Annotated in this window: 17 protein-coding genes and 1 pseudogene; 4 read left to right on the top strand and 14 right to left on the bottom strand. The window is 61.8% G+C overall.

From position 1 onward, the window contains the following. The first annotated feature begins 234 nt into the window (after positions 1-234). The 3 genes and pseudogenes from AC0L28_RS17255 (at position 235) to AC0L28_RS17245 (ending at position 3067) form a co-directional block, all read left to right on the top strand. Complete coding sequence (locus AC0L28_RS17255; RefSeq protein ID WP_198032817.1) at positions 235-888, top strand: TetR/AcrR family transcriptional regulator; 654 nt, start codon at positions 235-237, stop codon at positions 886-888. A 199-nt stretch (positions 889-1087) separates the two neighbouring features. After that, on the top strand, positions 1088-1642 hold the full coding sequence (locus AC0L28_RS17250; RefSeq protein ID WP_473478962.1) for an OsmC family protein: 555 nt from the start codon (positions 1088-1090) through the stop codon (positions 1640-1642). Positions 1643-1832: 190 nt separating this feature from the next. Continuing rightward, positions 1833-3067, top strand: a pseudogene (locus tag AC0L28_RS17245) (MalY/PatB family protein). Positions 3068-3575: 508 nt separating this feature from the next. Here the strand turns inward: AC0L28_RS17245 and AC0L28_RS17240 are convergent. Further along, a complete protein-coding gene (locus tag AC0L28_RS17240) occupies positions 3576-4523 on the bottom strand; it encodes a homocysteine S-methyltransferase family protein (protein WP_023799209.1) in 948 nt (315 codons plus the stop codon). A 243-nt stretch (positions 4524-4766) separates the two neighbouring features. Between AC0L28_RS17240 and AC0L28_RS17235 the strand changes: the two genes are divergently transcribed. Next, complete coding sequence (locus AC0L28_RS17235) at positions 4767-5420, top strand: TetR/AcrR family transcriptional regulator (RefSeq protein WP_023799208.1); 654 nt, start codon at positions 4767-4769, stop codon at positions 5418-5420. 57 nt (positions 5421-5477) lie between these two features. Here AC0L28_RS17235 and AC0L28_RS17230 read toward each other — a convergent pair whose 3' ends face one another. From AC0L28_RS17230 to AC0L28_RS17170, 13 genes are all read right to left on the bottom strand, one after another. Next, on the bottom strand, positions 5478-5948 hold the full coding sequence (locus AC0L28_RS17230; RefSeq protein WP_023799207.1) for a YbaK/EbsC family protein: 471 nt from the start codon (positions 5946-5948) through the stop codon (positions 5478-5480). A 15-nt stretch (positions 5949-5963) separates the two neighbouring features. Beyond that, entirely contained in the window at positions 5964-6782 is an 819-nt protein-coding gene (locus tag AC0L28_RS17225) for an MBL fold metallo-hydrolase (RefSeq protein WP_023799206.1), read from the bottom strand. Between the two features lie 3 nt (positions 6783-6785). Continuing rightward, on the bottom strand, positions 6786-7580 hold the full coding sequence (locus AC0L28_RS17220) for a TatD family hydrolase (RefSeq protein WP_473478959.1): 795 nt from the start codon (positions 7578-7580) through the stop codon (positions 6786-6788). Then, a complete protein-coding gene (gene metG, locus AC0L28_RS17215) occupies positions 7580-9133 on the bottom strand; it encodes a methionine--tRNA ligase (RefSeq protein WP_023799204.1) in 1554 nt (517 codons plus the stop codon). Before metG ends, AC0L28_RS17220 begins: the two co-directional genes overlap by 1 nt. An 80-nt stretch (positions 9134-9213) precedes the next feature. Beyond that, on the bottom strand, positions 9214-10269 hold the full coding sequence (locus tag AC0L28_RS17210; RefSeq protein ID WP_128169058.1) for a DNA polymerase III subunit delta': 1056 nt from the start codon (positions 10267-10269) through the stop codon (positions 9214-9216). After that, positions 10266-10937: a dTMP kinase gene (tmk, locus tag AC0L28_RS17205; protein ID WP_473478957.1), complete on the bottom strand. Its 672-nt coding sequence runs from the start codon at positions 10935-10937 to the stop codon at positions 10266-10268. Before tmk ends, AC0L28_RS17210 begins: the two co-directional genes overlap by 4 nt. Before the next feature lie 64 nt (positions 10938-11001). Then, positions 11002-12168, bottom strand: coding sequence for a D-alanyl-D-alanine carboxypeptidase family protein (locus tag AC0L28_RS17200; protein WP_473478954.1), 1167 nt, complete (start codon positions 12166-12168; stop codon positions 11002-11004). A 107-nt stretch (positions 12169-12275) separates the two neighbouring features. Continuing rightward, a complete protein-coding gene (locus tag AC0L28_RS17195) occupies positions 12276-13499 on the bottom strand; it encodes a septal ring lytic transglycosylase RlpA family protein (RefSeq protein ID WP_473478951.1) in 1224 nt (407 codons plus the stop codon). 661 nt (positions 13500-14160) lie between these two features. Further along, positions 14161-14424, bottom strand: coding sequence for a hypothetical protein (locus AC0L28_RS17190; RefSeq protein ID WP_287173823.1), 264 nt, complete (start codon positions 14422-14424; stop codon positions 14161-14163). 39 nt (positions 14425-14463) lie between these two features. Beyond that, entirely contained in the window at positions 14464-15816 is a 1353-nt protein-coding gene (locus tag AC0L28_RS17185; protein WP_473478949.1) for a SulP family inorganic anion transporter, read from the bottom strand. A 138-nt stretch (positions 15817-15954) separates the two neighbouring features. Further along, positions 15955-17334: a CHAD domain-containing protein gene (locus AC0L28_RS17180; protein WP_473478946.1), complete on the bottom strand. Its 1380-nt coding sequence runs from the start codon at positions 17332-17334 to the stop codon at positions 15955-15957. Between the two features lie 208 nt (positions 17335-17542). After that, positions 17543-17851 carry a hypothetical protein gene (locus tag AC0L28_RS17175; RefSeq protein WP_084833709.1) on the bottom strand — a complete coding sequence of 103 codons (309 nt, stop codon included), beginning with the start codon at positions 17849-17851 and terminating at the stop codon, positions 17543-17545. A gap of 812 nt (positions 17852-18663) precedes the next feature. Then, positions 18664-19059, bottom strand: a complete 396-nt coding sequence (locus AC0L28_RS17170; protein ID WP_473478944.1) for a hypothetical protein — start codon at positions 19057-19059, stop codon at positions 18664-18666. Positions 19060-19681: the final 622 nt, after the last annotated feature.

Below are 19681 nucleotides of genomic sequence, written 5' to 3'. Positions count from 1 at the left end.
GCGATCGCTCTTCTATCAACCGACTAGTAGGTAGGTTAGAGAGTCAAAGTTCATGCTGGCGGGACAATCCGATTGAACACCTGGAACGAAAGACTGGGCGCGCTGGTCAAGCGGGTCGGCGGATTGGCAAAAGCGACCCCGCCGGTTACGAGCGCCTTCCATAAGGTGGAGGCCGCCACGCGAGAGAGGGGCCTATGTCTATTCCTCCCGCGCGCTCGAAGCCTATGAGCAGCTTTGATCGAGCGATCGGCTGGCTGCGCGCCGACCGGTAAGGTGAAGCAATTGGAACGGCGCGCGCCAAGAGGCGAGGCGGATGGAAAGACCATGGCAATCGGAACACGTGATGCACTGATAAAGACCGCGGAGGGTCTGATACGGACCAAAGGGTATGCGGCCTTCAGTTATGCGGATCTGGCCAAAACGGTGGGCATCAGTAAGCCGACCATCCACCATCATTTCCCCGCCAAGGAGGATCTCGGGACCGCCATCGTCGAAGCCTATATTGATCGGGTCCGGCGTGACTTCGATCGGATCGAGGCCGAGAACGGTGGCGTCATCGCACGTCTCGAAGCCTTCTTTACAATGTTCCGGAAGAGCACCGAGAGCGGGTTTTTGCCCTTGTGTGGTGCGCTGGCCGCGGAAATGTCGGCGCTCCCGGCTGGGCTGCAAAAGATGACCAAACGCTTCTTCGACATTCAGCTCAAGTGGCTGAGCGGGATCATCGAGCAGGGAATAGGCCGCGGCGAAATTCCGCTCGGGTGCGGCGCCAGGCAGAAGGCCTTCATGCTGTTAAGTTTGCTGGAGGGTTCCAGCTTCATCGACTGGGCAACCAAAGACGGCGATGTCATCGACGACGGCATCATCCGCCTCATCATCGAAGGCACCTGAGAACGGGCACGCGCTCGGGCCCCGGGATTCGGTGAACTGCGGCATTCATTTCCCCATGGAAGCCAACCAACTAGTCGGGTTGGAGCGGCAACGACAAAGTCTGTGGTGACCATAAGGGCTTAACAAGGCGGCTACCCGCCGCCTGGGAAAACGATCCTCTTCCACCTTCACTCCACATCCAGAAACAAGGACAACTCACATGACTGACAATCCCAATGGCATCGACGTTACCGCCCTGCAGCAGTTCGCAATGGGGGTTGCCGAAGACCCGTCGAAGCGCAGCGCGCGGTTCAACGTCAAGACGAAGTGGGCCGGCCAGACCCGCTCCGTCGCGACCGTCAGCCACTATTCGCTGGGCGGTTTGGAGCATCAGCGCAACTTCGAGATCGCCGCGGACGAGCCGACCGAACTGCTCGGCCAGAATTCGGCGCCCAATCCCCAGGAGCTGCTGATGGCGGCGCTTAATGCCTGCCTGACCGTCGGTTACGTCGTCAATGCCGCGGCGATGGGCATCACCGTACACGGCCTCGAGATCGAGACCGATGGCGAACTCGACCTTCGCGGTTTCCTCGGGCTCGATGAGAGCGTCAATCCCGGCTACGACGAGGTCAGTTACGTCGTTCGCCTGACGACCGACGCCCCGCGCGACCGGCTGGAAGAACTTCACGCCGTCGTCACCAGGACATCGGTCAACCTGGCGAACTTCTCAAAGGCGATCCGGATGGTCTCGAAGCTGGAGATCGTCGAGGCGTAGGTCCCTCCAACCCAACCTTCCTGTCGACACCGGGCGCCCGCAACTACCATGAGCAGCTATTCACCTCCTGCGGCCTGTCGGGCGCTACCCTTGCCAATCGCGTCGTCATTGGCCGTCCAATGTCGGCCGGCCCTCCGAACATGATGGCGGCAATGCCGTCGCTCGCAGTCCTGTTGATACTGGCGCACCCATGACCTTCGACTTCGACCGCATCATTCCACGCACCGCGACCAACGCCGTGGCCGAGGACGGTTTCGAGAACTATCTGTTCGGCGGCGACGCCGATTTGAAGTTGCCAGTCCCTCGATCTGAATTGATCTCGATGTGGGTCGCGGACATGCAGTTCGCCGCGCCGCAAGCTGCCCTCGATGCAATGACGGAACGGCTGGCGCACCCGATCTTCGGGTACACGATGAACATGGGCGACGAACTCTACGACGCGTTCCATCCCTGGTGCGTCGAGCGATACGACTGGCGCTTCGAACGCGAGGCCTTGCAGGTGTCGCTGGGCGTTATCCCGGCGCTCTATGCGCTTGCGGAGTATCTTTGCGCGCCAGGGGACAAAATTCTGACCCTGACGCCCGCCTATGGCTATTTCCAGCGCGCAGCCGTTCAGACCGGCCATGAACTGGTGTCATCCGCGCTCGTCTTGAAGGATGGGCTTTATGAAATCGACTTCGTCGATTTCGAGGCGAAGGTGAAGGACCAGTCTGTCACGCTGTTCTTCCTGTGCCACCCACACAATCCAACCGGCCGCGCCTGGACGGAGCACGACCTGCGCCGTGTGGCGAATTCTGCTTCGCCAATGGCGTTCGTGTGGTGTCGGACGAAATTCACGCCGATTTGTTGCGTCGGGGCAAACGGCACCTCCCGCTGGCGAAGCTGTTTCCGGACAGCAAGGACATCGTCACCTGTATGGCGGTCAGCAAGACGTTCAACCTCGCTGGACTGATGCTCGCGACCGTCATCATCCCGGATCCGTCGCTTCGCGCGCAGTGGCGCGAGCGGCACTATCCGTTCGTCAATCCGATCAGCCTTGCCGCGGCGGTCGCGGTTTACACCGATGGAGGTGCGTGGCTGGACGCGCTACGCACCTATCTCGACGAAAACTTTCGGATGGTTGCGGCCTTCCTTGGCCAACATCTGCAACAAGCCCGCTTCAAGATCCCCGATGCGACCTATCTCGCCTGGGTCGACTTGTCGGCCTATTTCCCACGGCCGATCAACCTGACGCGCTTCTTCCTGGAAAAAGCAGGCGTCGTACTGGAAGGCGGTGAGATGTTCGTGTCGAACGGTGGCTGCCATGTTCGCCTCAACATCGCATGCCCACGGCCAGTGCTGTCGAGCGCCCTCATGCATATACATCAGGCGCTTGCGGGGCGAGGGACCCAACCAATCAACGCGGATGCAAGGCCGCTGCGGTAACCCCGAAGATCGCTTCGGCGGAAGTTTCGGTTTTTGCCGACAGAGCGGAAGGCACCGGCCTGTTCGGCTGGGGGCCTTGTGCTCGGCCTCAGTCGCCGCATGCATGGTGGTCGGGATGTCGCCGGCGTCGATGCAGCAGACCGCTTGCCGTGCCGGGATAGGTGCTGCCGTGACCGGCTCCGAAGATCACCGCACGGGCGTGTGGCCATTGGCGAGACGATCGGGGAAGCCGAGAAAGGGATGCGAGGCGTCATTTTGATGGTCTTGAGGATTTCGGTGCTGTAGGGGACGAAATCCTACGCTAAGCCGATCGACGCAAAAATCAGAGAGGCTTTCCGTCGGTTCACGCTGAGAATTCCACCCATCAGAAAGTCGCATAAGATAGATTATGGAACTGATGTGCGTTGTGATTGCGTTGCTTTTCGGCCCAACCACAGTTCCTTGTTTCCTTTGGAACCAGCGGAACTGCGGTTGATGGCGTTGCGCCTCCTGCGACGCACACAAGTTCCTACGCCGCCTGTGGCACGCAGGCCTCGCAGATCGCCGCGACGTGCCGGTGGTCGGTGCCGCAGCAACCGCCCAGGATGCGCATCGTCGGAAACGAAGCTGTCAGCCTGCTGTAGCGCCGCCCGAGATCGTCCGGGTCGCCCGCGTCGAGCGTTTCCGATTCATCCAGTTCGGCATGGCTTTTGGTTGAAGCGTTCGCCTTCACGCCATAGACGCGATCGAGCCAGCGCTCGCCCTTGTTCAGCGCCTGCATGAAATGCGTCGGATGGGCGCAGTTGATCATATAGTAGGCCGGCGCACCGTCTGTCGCGTCGTCGACCCTGTCGATCGCCTCGCCGAGCGCCATGCCGGTCACCAGCTTGCCGTCCGTCTCCACGGTGAACGAGATCATGCACGGCATGGCATGCGCCTTGGCAGCCCGCGCCACGCCGATTGCCTCGTGGAAATTGGTGAGCGTATAGGCCGCAACCATGTCGGCCTCGGTCCGCGCGAAACTCTCGATCTGCGCCGCGTGATAGGCTTCTGCCTCGCTGGCGTCCATCTTGCCGGCTTTGTAGCCGTCGCCGCGCGGCCCGATCGCGCCGCTGATGACGCACTGCGTTTCGGCGGTCTCGAACTCATTGCGCAGGTCGAGAAGAAGCTCGATCGAGGCCTCGTTGACGGCCCGCAACGCTTCCGGCCCGTAGCCGAGCAAGGTTCCCCAATCGGGGTTGGCTCGCCACGTCGGCGTGTCGAGGATGAAGCCGGTCCCGCTTCTGCGCGCAATGGTCAGATAACGGACGAAATATTCCCTCAGCTTCTGCCGGCCTTCAGGCGTTGCCATCAGCGTGAATGAAGCAAAGTGCGGAAGGTCGAGGCCTTCGTGAAAGATGAGGGTCGTTTCCATGCCGCCATCGCTCAGGAATGTTCTGTTGGCGAGTTGCGGCAGATTCTGGCGGTACTTGGCCATGTTTGTCTCCAGTGGTAAGATGACACCGTGCCGCCCTGATGGCGGCCGGTTCGCAATAGGCAGGTTTTAGCAGTACGTGCCGCCGGTGCGGTAGAAGGCTTGTGGTCCGGTACTCCAACGAAGCGGAAACCGCAGCAATTACAGACGGACAGCCGCGCTGGGCCGGTCATATTGCTATCGGTGCCGATGGTGGCGGGTGTGAAAACCATACCGCCGGTACAGTAGATTTGAGGGCATTCGGTCATGCGCAAAGGTGCGGAAACGCGCGAACGCATTCTGGAGATCGCCGAGGCCTCGGTGCTCGCCAAGGGGTTCGGCGCGACGTCCATCGAGGAGGTGATCGCCGAAGCCGGCATCACCAAGAGCGGCTTCTTCTATCATTTCAAGGACAAGAACGAACTCGCCCGCGCCTTGATGCTGCGCTACGTCGAGGAGAACGATCGCATCTTCGATGATGTGTTTCACCGCGGCAGGCAATTGTCCGATGATCCGTTGCAGTCGTTCCTGATCACGCTCAAGCTGCTTGCCGAGCTGATGGGTGACTTGCCGAACGGCCACCCCGGCTGCCTGATCGCGACGTTCACCTATCAGGAGCGCCTCTTTGACCGCACCGTTCGCGACATCGCCGCCGCCGCCGTCCGCTCCTGGAACGGGCGGTTTCGCGATGCGCTGAACGAGATCGCGGCCGTTTATCCTGCCCGCAAGGGCATGGACCTCGACGACGTCGCCATCATGTTCTCCTGTGTGATCGATGGCGGCATCATCATGTCGCGCGGGCTCGGCGACCCGCGTGTCCTCGAACGCCAGATCCTCGCCTTCCGCAACGTCGTAAAGATGTTGTTCGCGCCGGCGGCGCCCGAAATCATGCAGCCGCCCACCGCCATCGCCGCCGAATAGAGTGCGCCGGGCGGCGCTCGCTTCAGCCCCCGAGGCTGCGTATCAGGCGCGTCCGATTCAGACTGCCAGCTTCGCCACGACAGCCTGCGCTGCCCTGATCATTGCCTGTGGCTCGGCGGCGAACACCGCGTCGTGCGCGCCGGCCGCTGCCCAAACACGATCGAAACCGAGCAGCGTTTCGTCGGCGAACGCCGGGATTGCAATCAGATGGCCGATCGGCGCCACGCCGCCGATCGCAAATCCAGTCTCGTCGCGGATCTGCCGCGGGTCGGCGCGCTTCAGCAACTCGCCGGCCAGTGCTGCAGCCTTGGCTAGATCGAGCTGGTTGGAGCCGGAAACCAGGAAGAGAAACAGCTTTCCGCTGGTTTCTCCCTGGAACACCAGGGATTTGACGATCTGGGCGACTGTGCAGCCGCATTGCGCGGCGGCTTCCTCGGCGGTGCGTGTCGAGGCGCCCATGCGCCTGATTTCGATGTCGAGGCCGGCATCGGCCGCTGCCCTGGTCACACGATCAATGCTTCCAGCCATGAAGAACCGAACCTATCATGCAGATTCATAAGGGATTTCGATCGTCATGCCGTCATAGGCCGGGTCGACGTCGGCCGGCGTCTCGGCCATCACCGCAGCGTAGTCGAGCGGCACATGCATATGCGTCAGTACGGCCTTTTTCGGCGCCAGTTTTTCGATCCAGCCGAGTGCCTGGCCGAGCGACAGATGGCTCGGATGCGGCCTGTATTGCAGCGCATCGATGACCAGCACGTCGAGATCGCGCAGCCGTTCGGCGGTGGCGTCGGGGAAATCACTGACATCGGGGCAATAGGCGAGGCCGCCGATGCGAAACCCAAGCGATATGATGTCGCCATGGATCTGCGGCAGCGGCTCAAGGGTCAGGGCACCCCCCTCGCCTTCGATCACCACCGGCCTGGCATGGTCGATGATATGGGGCTCGACAATGGGCGGATAGGAACTGCCTAACGGTGTTTCGAAACAATAGCCGAATGCTTCCCGTAACCGCAGCATGGTCGGCTGGTCGGCGTGGATATCGATCCGATGACGCTGCTCGAGCACGAAGCCGCGCAAATCGTCGATGCCGTGGATGTGGTCGGCATGCGGATGCGTATAGACGACCGCATCTATGCGCCTGACTGAAGCCAGCAGCATCTGCGCGCGGAAATCCGGCCCGGTGTCGATGACGACTGTGGTCCTGTCGCCGTTTGCCGCGATCCGCTCGATGAGCGCTGCGGTGCGCATGCGCCGGTTCCTCGGATTGGCCGGATCGCAATTGCCCCAGTCGCCGGTGATGCGCGGCGTGCCCGGCGACGAGCCGCAGCCGAGAATGGTGAGGCGCAGCCGGTCGCTCATGCGTCAGGCGCTCAGCGCGGTCGGGCGCGGCATCTTGCTGAACAGCCGGAAGAAATTGTCGGTGGTAATGGCAGCAATGTCGGCCTCGCTGACGCCGATCGTTTCGGCCAGCACCTTGGCCGTATGCGCGACATAGGCAGGCTCGTTGCGCTTGCCGCGAAACGGGATCGGCGCCAGGTACGGCGCGTCGGTTTCGACCAGCAGGCGGTCGTGTGGCACATCGGCGGCGATGGCGCGCAGCTCGGCCGAATTCTTGAAAGTCACGATGCCGGAAAAGGAAACATAGCCGCCGAGCGCCACGCCGATCTCGGCCAGCCTGCGCCCGGACGAAAAGCAGTGCAGGACGAAGGGGAAGGCGCCCTTCCCTGTTTCGTCCTCGAGGATATCAGCCATGTCGCTGTCGGCATCACGCGCATGGATGACCAGAGGCAGGCCCGTCTCCCGCGCTGCCGCGATGTGCGTGCGAAAGCCCTGAGCCTGCGCGTCGCGCGGCGCATGATCGTAGAAATAGTCGAGCCCGGCCTCGCCGATCGCCACCACTTTGCGATGCGCGGACAGCCGGGCAAGCGCCTCGACAGTCACGTCCAGTTCCTCGGCGGCGTTGTGCGGATGGGTGCCGACCGAGCAATAGACTTCGTCGAAAGATTCTGCGATCTCAAGTACTTGCTGAAATTTTTTCACACGCGTCGTGATCGTCACCATGCGACCGATTCCAGCGGCCAAGGCGCGGGCGACGATGGCCGTCCGCTCCTCAGCGAAATCCGGAAAGTCGAGATGGCAGTGACTGTCGACCAACATCAGATGTTCGCGTCCGGCTGCTCGACGTAACGCGGAAACACGCCCTCCGGCGCGGGCAAGGCAACCCCCGATACCAGCGCATAGTCCGCGTGGACATGCGCGAAATCGCGACGGTCCTGTGGCACAGCCAGCAGGTCGAGCAGCTTGGCGGCCGACCCCGGAATGAAGGGCTGGCACAGCAGCGCCACGCGTCGGACGACTTCCGCGGTCGTCCACAGCACCGTTTCCATGCGCGCCGGATCGGTCTTTCTGAGCGCCCAGGGTTCCTGCGAGGCGAAGTAGCGATCGGCCTCCGCCACGACGCCAAAAATCGCCGCCAGCGCCAGATGGATGGCCTGCTCCGCCATCATCTTGCGTGCAGCAGCAACCGCCTCCACCGTCTGGTCGAGGATCGCCCTGTCGGCCTCCGCCAGATCGCTGCGTTTCGGCACCACGCCGCCGCAATTCTTGGCGATCATCGACAGCGAGCGCTGCGCCAGATTACCAAGGCCGTTGGCGAGGTCGGCATTGGTGCGGTTGACGATGGCCTCGTGGCTGTAGCTGCCGTCCTGGCCGAACGGCACCTCGCGCATGAAGAAATAGCGTACCTGATCGAGGCCGTAATGCTCGATCATCGCAAACGGGTCGACGACATTGCCGACCGACTTCGACATCTTCTCGCCGCGGTTGAACAGAAAGCCATGCGCGAATACGCGCTTCGGCAGTTCGATCCCTGCCGACAGCAGGAAGGCCGGCCAGTAGACGGCATGGAAGCGGACGATGTCCTTGCCGATGACGTGGACGTTCGCCGGCCAGAAGGACCATCTGTCATCGGCCGCATCCGGATAACCGGCAGCCGTGATGTAGTTGGTCAGTGCATCGACCCAGACATACATCACATGCTTGTCGTCGCCCGGCACCGGCACGCCCCATTTGAACGTGGTGCGCGAGATCGACAGGTCCTTCAGCCCGGATTTGACGAAGCTGACGATTTCATTGCGCCGCTCCGCCGGTCCGACAAATTCGGGGCTGTTCTCATAGAGCGCGAGCAACCTATCCTGATAGGCGGAAAGGCGGAAGAAATAGCTCTCTTCCTCGGTCCATTCGACGGGCGAGCCGAGCGGTTCGCGACGGACGCCGTCGTCGCCGACCTTGGTTTCGGCCTCGTCGAAATAGGCTTCCTGCCGCACCGAATACCAACCGCTATAGCGGTCGAGATAAATGTCGCCATTTTCCGCCATGCGTGTCCAGATCGCCTGGCAGGCCTTGTAGTGGCGCTCCTCGGTGGTGCGGATGAAAATATCGTTCGAACAGCCGGTCGCTTCAAGCATCGAGCGGAAGATCGCCGAATTGCGATCGGCAAGCGCTTTCGGCGTCAGGCCTTCGGCGTCCGCCGTCTGCTGCATCTTCAAACCGTGCTCGTCGGTTCCCGAGACGAAGAAGACGTCCTTACCGTCGAGCCGCTGAAAACGGGCCAGCGTGTCGCTGGCGATGACATTGTAGGCATGACCGATATGTGGCTTGCCGTTCGGATAGAAAATCGGCGTCGTGAGGTAGTATTTTTCGCGTGACATGAATGAACCGTCATGAATGTCTGAATGAAAGATGTCGGTGGATATCGCATCGAAACGGCGATTGCCATCCCGATGGGCCGTCACATTCGCATTGCAGAATTCAGGCGGTCGATCATGGTCAAGGCATGCTGCTTCTTGTCGAGATTGTAGGTGTCGGTTTCAGATATAGCGTTCAAAGCCTCGTGCCAAGTGTCTGACAGCGTTTTGGCCCGCGCCAGATCGCCCGCCAGCGCGGCCTGGCTTGCGCCGGTCGAGAGCAGGTCGAGCGCACGGCGATTGAAAATATCGAACTGGATCGCCCGGTCGCGCCCGGCGACCGCCTCGGCGAGGCGATAGGCGCCGGCAACATCGCTCTTTGCCGCTGTCGCCAGGGCGTCGAGCGTCTCGGCGATTTCCAGCCCGCCATACTGCGTCAACAGGATTGCGGTGCGGGCGCTGCCCCCTGCCCGCTTGGCCAGTGCCGCGCGCGCCGCGGGATCGTCCGGAGGCGGTGGTTCGACGCTTTCCAAAACCGTCATCAGGCTCTCGGCATCGAGCGGCGTCAGCCGCACCATCTGGCAGCGTGAGCGGATGGTCGGCAGCAGGCTGCCCGGCGCATGGACGATGAGGATGAACAAGGTGCGTGCCGGCGGTTCTTCAAGATTCTTCAGCAAGGCGTTGGCCGCATTGGTATTCATGTCGTCGGCCGGGTCGACGATCACCACCCGGTAGCTGCCGTCATGCGAGGTCAGCGACAGGAAACGGCTAACCTTGCGGATCTCGTCGACGGTGACGACCGTCTTGAAACTCTTGGTCTTGTCGTTCGGCGGGCGGGTCAGATGCAGCACCGAGGGATGCGCGCCGGTGGCGATCTGGCGAAACAGCGATGACGCCGGATCGGGAACGGCAAGGACCTCCGGCGCCTGTTCGAACGCCGGATGCTTCAACAGATGATGCGCCAGATGAAAGGCGAGCGTCGCCTTGCCGATGCCGACCGGCCCGACAAAGATCAGCGCATGCGGCAGCTTCCCGGAGCGATAGGCTGACGCCAGCATGTTCGCTGCCTGGTCATGTCCGACCAGACGCGGCGTCTCGGATGGCTCCGGTACCCCGTCAAGCGTGTCGTGCTGTTCTGGTGCGATCCGTTGGAAAATCATCCCGGCGCCTGCTTCCTGTGCCTCGGCGTCATCGTCTCCAGCGCCGCGAACACGGCGCCGGTGACGACATTCTCCACCGTGTCGGGTTCGGCGGACGCGTCGATGACGATGCAGCGCTCGGGTTCTGCCGCGGCGATCGCCAGAAAGGCTTCGCGGCGGCGCTGGTGGATATCGAGCGTTTCCTTTTCGAAGCGGTCGGCGCCGGCATCGGTGCCCCGCCGTGCAGTGGCGCGCCGCAGTCCTTCGGCCGGGTCGACATCGAAGATCAGCGTCATGTCGGGCACCATGCCGTTGATGGCGACCTTTTCCAGCGCGTCCATGAAGGCTGGATCGAGGCCGCCGGTGACGCCCTGGTAGACGCGCGAGGAGTCCATGAAGCGATCACAAAGCACGATCGAGCCCCGCTCGACCGCCGGCCGGATGACCTGCTCGACATGGTCGGAACGCGCGGCGGCGAACAGCAGCGCCTCCATCCTGGGGCCGAATGGCTCGGCAGCGCCGGAAAGCAGTACATGCCGGACCGCCTCTGCGCCTGGCGAGCCGCCCGGCTCGCGCGTGACAAGGACATCGTATTGCTTGGCGCGCATCTTGCCGGCCAGGCGCTCGATCTGCGTCGACTTGCCTGCCCCTTCTCCGCCTTCGAAGGTGATGAAGAATCCGCTCACCAAAGCCTTTGTCCATGCTGCGGGACCGTAATAGTCCTGACTTGAGAAAAGGTCCACGCCGCGGCCGCTAACGCAGCCAGCCGACCGCCAGTTCCTTGGCGGCATCGAGCGCGCGTTGCGGCAGCGAGCCGACGCCAACCGTTTCGGCGGCGAAAAGCGGCGTTTCCTGGCTCAGCGTGTCCCCGATCCAGACCCGCAGCGCACCCACCGGTTGCCCCTCCTCCACGGGGGCTGCAACCGGTCCCTCATAGACGATTCTGGCGGTCAGCTTGTCGCGGTTGGCGATCGGCAGGAAGATGACCACGGGCGCTTTTGCCTTCAGCGCCACGCCGGATTTCGCGCCGCCGAAAACCTGGGCCTCGCCGACCACCTCGTCCTTGGCGAAAATCTCGGTTTTCTCAAAGGAACGAAGGCCCCAGTCGAGCAGCTTTCGCGCTTCTTCGGCGCGCTCGCGGTCGCTTGCCAGGCCGCTCATCGCCGCAATGACCCGCCTGCCACCTTGGCTGACCGAGCCGACGATGCCGAAGCCGGATGCCTCGCTCCTGCCGATAGCCAGGCCGTCGGCGCCGATATCCATCGCCAGCAGCGGGTTGCGGTTCCGCTGGGTGATCTTGTTCCAAGTGAAGTCCTTCTGGCCGTAGTAGCGATAAAGGTCCGGGTACTCGAGCCAGATATGCAGGGCCAGGAGCGCAAGCTCTCGAACCGTCGTCTGCTGACCATCGGCCGGCAGACCGGTTGCATTGACGAATGCCGATTTCTCGAGGCCAATCTGCCTTGCACGCTCCGTCATCTCAGTCGCGAAATTCGCCTCCGACCCGGCAAACCCTTCTGCGATGATGATGCAGCCGTCATTGGCTGCCTGGACCGTCACGCCCTGGATCAGGTCTTGAAGCCGGATCGTCGACTTGAGTTGGGCAAACATCGTCGACGTTCCGGATGGCGCGCCGCCGGTGCGCCATGCGTTCTCACTCACCACGTATGTATCGTCGAGCGTCACGCGCCCCGATTTGATGGCGTTGAACACCACTTCCATCGTCATCAGCTTGGCCAGCGACGCCGGCTGAATCGGCCTGTCGGCATCCTTGGAAAGCAGCACCGTTCCGGTTTCGGCATCGATCATGAAGGCCTGCGCGGCCTTGGTTTCGAAAAGCTGCGCCGTGGCCGGAGCCAGCGAAAGCAGCAGCAGGCCAAAACCCAGAAGCCCGGCGAGAGGCGCGGCGAAGCGAAATTTCATGAGAAGTTCGACCTGTCAGCCGGTAGTTCCGGGCAAGCTCTATCAGGCTTTGTCCCGGCCGAGCAACCGCGCGATGGAGAACTGGCCAAAACTTCAGATTTTGCCGGTCAATTCCGAACCACGAGCGCGTCCGGCGCGCCATGCGACCATGCCGCCTGCAGCATCTCGTCCAGGCTGCCATGGCCGTCCGGGTAGAGATTGACCGAATACCAGTCCTTGCCCTCGAACTCGGAGCGCTGGATTTCGGTCTTGCCAAAGCCGGAAAGCTGGGTTGCCACCTGCTGCGCCTCGGCGGCATCCTCGAACGAGCCCGCCGCGATATAGTCCGTGGGCAAAGCGGCCGTAGGAACTTGCCGCTTCCACGATTGCAGGATTTCGGCGGGCCCGGCGCCATCCAGCGCGGCAAAGACAGTGGAGGCGCGCTGCACGCGTTCGTTGGCGTAAGACAGCGTCGCTACCCTGAACGGCGATTGCGGCGGCAGATTGATCTGCGGCCGTTCCGGTACGATCGGCCCGAAATCGGGCAGCGTCACACTGCCAGCGGCCGACGTCTGCGCTGCCACGACAGGCTGTGCCGATGCGGAATTCGTCAACTGGCCGGGAAAGGCAGCGGCGGCGGCCAACGCCGTGCTCGGCGATGGTCCATTCATGGCGATCATGACGCCGGTGGGCAGGCCGTCCGACGGATCCGGCACTCTGTTGCCTGGATTATAGGAGGCCATCAGATACTGTTCGTCATTGCCGTGAAGCGGCGCCCGTCCGACATATTCGACCTTCACCTTGGCCGTGCCGATATTGGCGTAGTCGAGCATTTCGGCGGCCCGCTTCGACACATCGATGATGCGCCCGTCATGGTAAGGACCGCGATCGTTGACGCGCACGACGACCGAGCTGCCGGTCTTCAGATTGGTGACGCGCACATAGCTCGGCAGCGGCATTGTCGGATGCGCGCCGGTCAGATGTGTCATGTCGTAGACTTCGCCGTTGGCGGTCAGCCTGCCGTGGAAGGCTTCGCCATACCAGGAGGCAAGACCCTTCTTGGCGTAGCGCTTGTCTTCCTTCGGATAATACCACTTGCCGCGCACTTGATAGGGCTTGCCGAGCTGATCGCGTCCGCCGCCACGCTGCAGGCCCGACATCTTGAAGGTAACGCGCGGGCTGGCTTTTACGCCATATTCGGATTCCGAAAAATATTCCTTGGAGCGAGGCTTCTTGTTGACCATTGTCTTCGGCTGTGGCGGCGCCGCGCAAGCCGCCAGCAAGGCAGCCGACAAGGCACACAACGCGAAAGCGGAAGCGCGACGAAGACGCGGGCGCGTCGTGCTTGGCATTTTTCGATTGTCCCCTCTCAACAAAGGCGCCGCGACTTGACCGTCGGCCGGGCCAAAACCTACCCGACAATGCCAGCGCCGCCTTGATTCCCCAATCCCTTGTGCACAGGAATTGTTTATCACCGTATTAACCGATTATGGTCGGAACCGGGCGAGATTGTGGCACAAGCCGTCCCGGCGATCGCTGTGAGAAATCACGGCGTTTCGAGCTTCGGCGCAGCGCTGCTCGTCCTGCTCAAGCCCGCCGCCAAGCACCCGTGCCCTGCGCTTGGCAGCAACCGGCAACAGCCGGTTGACAGGACTTCGTTGGGCGCACTAGAGCAATGAAGCGCGAACGATCTCCGAGGCGTGCCCACAGGGTACGCGTTGAGATCAGGACGAGCATCCAGGTGGTTGAAAAATCACGATGGAGGATGGCCGAGCGGTTTAAGGCACCGGTCTTGAAATTCGCTACCAGCCATCCCTGCCCATCCCGCCGCGTACCCGCAATGCTTTGTCTATCAAGCATTTGAAGACCCAGCAGCGCCGTTCGTGCCGCGTCGTCCTGTCCGATACCGTAGCGTTGCGTTGCAAAAAGCGTAGCAACTCGTTCACTGGCTGTTCTGGGCTCGCGCTCCCAAGGATTTCCTGCGACTATCGGCAGGTCCGGGCGGTGGGGGGACTAACAATGTTTTGGGTGATCGGAATAGGAATTGGACTGTTCCTGCTCTTCACGTTTCCTCGTCAGGTTTTCATGCTCCTCGGTGTGATAGTTGCGGTCGGTTGCGCTGGCGGAGCCTATTGGTGGATCAACAACCGGATCGATGAGCGAGTGAAGGCCGCTGTCATCACGGACGCTCGCTGGTCGGCAGGAGTCTGTCCGGAAACGAACCCCGTAAAGATCATCTTCCAGAACAATTCTGACAGGATGAGGCGGCTTGGCCACCAAGGTTAGCGCCTCAGGTCATGGTAGCCACGCAGGACGTCAACGCGACCGAGGACCGCGAAATAGGGACGCCACCCGTCCCAGAGAAACTCGATCACCGCGACGACATCGCGATCCCGATGCCCGGGATGGCGCCAAAGACGGCGACCCCCACGAAGCACAGCATGGACAGCCAGAACTCCCAGCGCTGGATGCGGTAGCTACGCCTGAGGTCGGCCACCTCGAAAAGCCGATAGCGGCTGCGATCACCACTGCCGCCAGCCCGCTGCTGGGCAGGTTTCGCAGAAGATCCGGTGCAAGGACCAGGAGCAGCGCCACGCCTCCCGCTCCGATGACGCCGGTTAGCTGTATCCTGGCACCTGCGGACTCTGCCACGGGCGTACGCGAGGAACTGCTGCTGATCGGGAAGCCCTGGAAGAACCCCGCAGCGAGATTGGCTGCCCCGAGCCCGATCATTTCCTGGTTGGGGTCTACGCTTTGCCGCAGCCGTGCAGCGTAGGAGCGCGACAGGACACTGGTGTCGGCAAAGGACACGAGTGCGACGGCGAATCCAGCGGTGACGACGGGAACGAGGTCGCTCGCCTGGATCCTCGGCAGTGTGAAAGACGGCAAGCCCTCCGGCAATGGGCCGAGCACCTCGACCCCTGCGGTCCCGCCGAGCCCGAGCAAGCCCACCACGACCGTCGCCACGATGACCGCCACGAGAACGCCGGGGACTCGGGACCAGCGCTTCGACAGTAGTATCAGCCCCAACGTGCCGGCACCGATGGCGAACGCAGTCCAGTTCGCCTTGCCGGTGAGTACCGACTTCGCGATCCCCAGCAAGTCGTACAACGGCCCGGTGCTCTCGATAGAGACTTGGAATAGCTTGGGAAGCTGGCTCACGATCACCGTCAGCGCAATGCCGTTCATATAACCGTACCGGATCGGCTTGGAGAGGAGTTCGGTGACGAACCCGAGCCGCAGGACACCGGACAAAATCAATATCAACCCGGCGACCACCGCCATCATCCCGGCCAGGGCCACGGCACGCGCCGGATCCCCTCCCGACAGCGGCAGCAAGGTTCCGAGGATCAGCGTCGCCAGAGCAGAATCCGGTCCCAGCACAAGGATCCTGCTAGGACCGAACAAGGCGTACGCGAGTAGCGGAACGATTGTGGCATAGAGGCCGTAAATGCCGGGCACACCGGATGCCACCGCATAAGCTATGCCGACAGGGACCAACATAGCTGACAAAACGAGACCGCCCACCAAATCATGCGGCAGCCAGAAAAGCCTGTACTGTCGCGCGGTCTCGATCCCCGGCACCCAGCGTTGCCAGCCTGCCGCTGAATCGGAGTTCGGATGTGGTCCTAGCTCCGGATCCTGGTCGAGATGTGATGTTGCGCCCATCCGATTACCTTACGAAACTGCGCACGTGTCCGGATGCACGTTCTTCGAGGCTGGGATCTAGGCGTCGGCCCGGCGTGAAGGAGGAATTATCGCGCTCCGCTGGCACAGCAAAAAACGACTGTGCAGTTCTCCGTGCCATCATTTCCAGAATGGTCGGATTCCATCGAGGCATCGCCATAAGGCTTGCGCCCTGCTCCAGGCAAATGCGGCGCGCGCCTGACTGGCGCCGATCACCCAGCCAACAGCCCGCTGGGTTGTCCAACCGCCCAGGCCGGCCGGCTCCGTGTCAGCAAGCATCGCGCGTACCGTCGCCGAGTCGTTCAAGTCACCGAAGACGGTTGTCAGTGTTTTGAGCGCCTTCAAGAATGGGTCGACGCGTTTTGCAGGGAATAGGAGGGCGAAAAATTCGACGGCGTATCGCAGCGTCTTCAGCTCCTTTCGAAGGGTGTGCCGTTGGTCGGCAGTCAATGTTTCAAGACCCCGAGCCGCCTTGGAGACCTTCTTCCACCGTTTGTTGAGCAGGCGAGGCGCCAAATCGACAACCGGAACCGCCAGCCGTCCGGTCTGGGCAAGATCGGCCGGGACGAGCCAGCCACGCATCTCGACGAACTGTGCCAGGTCGCTGAGGAACGCTTGCGCACGGGTCCCTATCAGCAATGTACGTATCTGATCTCGCCGTTCGGCGGCCTGCTTTGCGAGTACCTCCGCGAGAGCCGACAGGCCCGGCTCGTCCGGATGGAGCGTAGCCTCCCGCATAACGATAACATGCGCCACGACATCCAGATCTCGCAAGCGCCCAACCTCTTGCCCGAGCCATTTGGCTTCGCCACTAAGCCGCGCCATTTCGGTACTATCCAGCGCAGACTTGTAGACCAAGAAGGCGGTTCGTAGCCGCCTGAGGCCGACCCTCAGTTGATGCGGCCCCTCGATATCGTCCAGCTTGCGGACTACGAAGAAATTTGTCGCGATCTGATCGAGACAGTCTCGAAGGATGTCGCGCGCCGCCTGCTCGACAATCTGATCCGATGCGAGAGCAATCTTTCCGGCATTCTGCGGCGCCAAAGGCGGTTCGATCCGTTCTTGCTCGGCCAGCAGAGAGCCGCACTCCGAGCCGGCCTGGCAGTTATCGATCACGCCAGGCTTGCCCTCGCCGACGGCATTCAGGGCGATGACGTGCTCACAAAAGGCTGCCTCCGCAACCGTGACATCCTCCATCGTCTGACCCGGAACCGGATCGGGCAAGAAGCCTACGAGATCCTCCTCCAGAATCACGCTGATCGGGCTGTCGGGTTGGAAGCCGGCGATCTCTGATCCATGGCCGGCGCGCGCGTCCACTACCACCAAGGAGCGTTTCATCGGGTCGATCACAACGCCCTCGGGGCGCCGGATACCAGCCAGAAGGTAGTTTACTGGCCGCGGCGGGCTGCGTCCGTCACAGATCAAATTCGCCTCGAAACCCAGCAGGTGTGACACGGCTTCTACATCCTGCGTTGCTGCTTGTTTGGATCCCTGGCGCATCAGGTCTAACGGACAACGGGGCGCAATAATCGGCTTCCGCCGCATAGGCCAAGAATTCGCAGGGGTGGGCAGGTTGGCCATGGTTGACCTTTAACTTCTCTGGGGCGGAACGCATCTCGGCTTGGCGGAAAACTCGTACATGACAACTCCTGTACTATCGAAGCGCGGATTTATGCGGGCGGCCGCCTTTGAAGCTGATCGCAGAGCGCTAGTCTTTGGTGGGCGAGGAATGCCCGGGCGCTGGCGTTGCTCTTCTTCTGCTAATCGCCGCTGGAGGTTTGCCTCCATTGTTTTTGATCAAGGGACGTGTTCGGTGCTGAATTGCGAGCGCGCATATAACTCTCAAGACGTTTCTGTCCTTCAAATGGATGTCGCTGAGTGCCAAAGCAGCAGCACCCACAATCTTCTTGCTGGTTGCGTTCGGGAACAGCTGTAAGACGTGGTCGGACAGTTGCGAACCTGTCAGCCCATCTGTCGCGCCGTCCAAAAGAGCTCGATAGATTTTTTTCTTACCCAAGTTCCGTCTCCCGGCCTGCTCGTCGATCCTGTCCAATCTGGTTTAGTAATGATGCACATTTGCATCGGCAGCCGCATTGATCCACGTCAACGAGGTTGCGCATCGTCGCTAATGGTTCGGCCCAGCGTGCAGCAAATAAGGTCGCGCGCCAACCTCTATGCGGTCCACGCCCTTCGATCTCGCAGCGGCCTTCGCGATTGTCCGAGAAAGGCGCACGCCGCTGCTGCCTCCGTCACCAACGATGTCCGCTGTTGGGGATGGGACGCGATCATTTGAATGACCGGATCAGCCGCGCATTGCTGCGATTCGCAGCGCCGTTGGGGTTGAACTCCGTCTTTCGGAGCGATTTGGGTTTTGGGGGCGAGAGAGGCGGAGGGTCCTGAACCTGAACGAGGGCCGGGCGCACCTGATAAGGGCCCCACAGGCCACCCCTGCCCCCGCCACCGACAAACCCGGCGGGGCGGGGCCCGGGGGGCGCCTACGATGTCAGATTGCCTGTGCGTTCTCATCGGCGCAGGTCGATAATTTTGAAATCCGCTTCCAAGCCGTCTCCTTCCGCCGAGATAGCGAATGGGCTCACCATTATCTTGGATCGATCATATAGGTCGACAAACAGCCGCTTTGCTGCCTCGAGGTCGGGAGCGGAAAGCTCCTCGTCGTTAACCTCAACCGCCCAGTCGCCATAGGGCGTGCACCAAGTTTAGCCAACCTGGATGCCGCCAAGCGTGGTGTCGACGAAATAGTGGCCGCAATCGTTTATCCAAAGCTGCAGAGCCATTTCCGCCCCCAAAAATCAAGAAATTGTCGCATGGCTACCAGCGCCAACCAAGCGGTGTCCGCATAACGGGATCCGCAGTCACGGTCACATCGTCCTTGATCTCGGCAGCAACTGGTTCAAGGGGCGATTTTGCCTCGCCCTTGAGTGGCTTGGCACGCTTACTTCCCGTGGCTGCCAGCATTCTCGATACTGCAGTCGGTGTGTACTGCGTTCCAGCACTCGACAGATACTCCGCGTCCGCCAACGCCTTCGCTACATCAGCCAGAGTCCGCTGCCGGCCATTGACCGGATAACGGTGCAGCTTCTTTGCGAGCGCAATCAGCTCAGATCCGCCATCAATCTCGGCATAGTTTCGGCGCCCGCCGGTCAGCTCTCGCGCGGTCATCCCTGCTGCTCGCTGCTCGATTAACAACGCGGTGGAAAGCGGCATAGGCCGCCTCATGCGCCGCGATCAGTGCCTGCAGCTCCGGCGAGACCCTTACGTCAGCAGACGCCGGGTCGATGACAGCCGCAGCGCCGGTCAGCGCGAGAAGGGAACGGCGGGTGATCGCGTTCATGGATTATGTCCTCCTCGCTGCCGATGATGCCGGAGTACCATAGCACCACCGTGGCAGGTCATGGAGATGGTCGGACGCGTCTGCTGACAATGTGGTCAGTAGGCCATTCGAACCAGAACGCGCGGGGTGGTTGGGCCCACATTCAGCGCCGGCGGCCGGCCGTCCCGGCGGCTGCGATCTCGCACGCTGGCGTTCTAGGGTCAAACTCTATCAGCTGGTCGCCGCCAACGGCCGAAATGGATGGGAAGTTGCCGTTCGGCTCAACGGCCAGAACGAGCACGTTGCGACAGAAGTAAGCCATTCGGAAGTGCATCTTGGAACGACCGGGAACGGGGCCGGCAGCGGACAGACAGCTTTCGGCAGTCGAAGTGCGGAAGCGGACGTGCGCTGCACTTCAAAGGGTGGTCTGGATGTGACCCGATGCTGCCGTTCCACGGAACCGCGTTGGAGGTCCGCATTGGAGTGGAAGGCGGACATTTCACCTCATCGAGGCGG

This window comes from Mesorhizobium sp. WSM4847 (assembly GCF_055811335.1).
The sequence above is the reverse complement of the archived record's forward strand: the minus strand, read 5'-3'. Positions and strand labels throughout refer to the sequence as shown.

Bases quoted from the DNA above. Each gene is read 5' to 3' on its own strand.
- AC0L28_RS17200 (WP_473478954.1), bottom strand. From the start codon at position 12,168: ATGAAATTTCGCTTCGCCGCGCCTCTCGCCGGGCTTCTGGGTTTTGGC.
- metG (WP_023799204.1), bottom strand. From the start codon at position 9,133: ATGTCACGCGAAAAATACTACCTCACGACGCCGATTTTCTATCCGAAC.
- AC0L28_RS17170 (WP_473478944.1), bottom strand. From the start codon at position 19,059: ATGCCGCTTTCCACCGCGTTGTTAATCGAGCAGCGAGCAGCAGGGATG.
- AC0L28_RS17240 (WP_023799209.1), bottom strand. From the start codon at position 4,523: ATGGCCAAGTACCGCCAGAATCTGCCGCAACTCGCCAACAGAACATTC.
- AC0L28_RS17195 (WP_473478951.1), bottom strand. From the start codon at position 13,499: ATGCCAAGCACGACGCGCCCGCGTCTTCGTCGCGCTTCCGCTTTCGCG.
- AC0L28_RS17230 (WP_023799207.1), bottom strand. From the start codon at position 5,948: ATGGCTGGAAGCATTGATCGTGTGACCAGGGCAGCGGCCGATGCCGGC.
- AC0L28_RS17225 (WP_023799206.1), bottom strand. From the start codon at position 6,782: ATGAGCGACCGGCTGCGCCTCACCATTCTCGGCTGCGGCTCGTCGCCG.
- AC0L28_RS17180 (WP_473478946.1), bottom strand. From the start codon at position 17,334: ATGCGCCAGGGATCCAAACAAGCAGCAACGCAGGATGTAGAAGCCGTG.
- AC0L28_RS17235 (WP_023799208.1), top strand. From the start codon at position 4,767: ATGCGCAAAGGTGCGGAAACGCGCGAACGCATTCTGGAGATCGCCGAG.
- AC0L28_RS17185 (WP_473478949.1), bottom strand. From the start codon at position 15,816: ATGGGCGCAACATCACATCTCGACCAGGATCCGGAGCTAGGACCACAT.
- AC0L28_RS17250 (WP_473478962.1), top strand. From the start codon at position 1,088: ATGACTGACAATCCCAATGGCATCGACGTTACCGCCCTGCAGCAGTTC.
- AC0L28_RS17220 (WP_473478959.1), bottom strand. From the start codon at position 7,580: ATGTTGGTCGACAGTCACTGCCATCTCGACTTTCCGGATTTCGCTGAG.
- AC0L28_RS17210 (WP_128169058.1), bottom strand. From the start codon at position 10,269: ATGATTTTCCAACGGATCGCACCAGAACAGCACGACACGCTTGACGGG.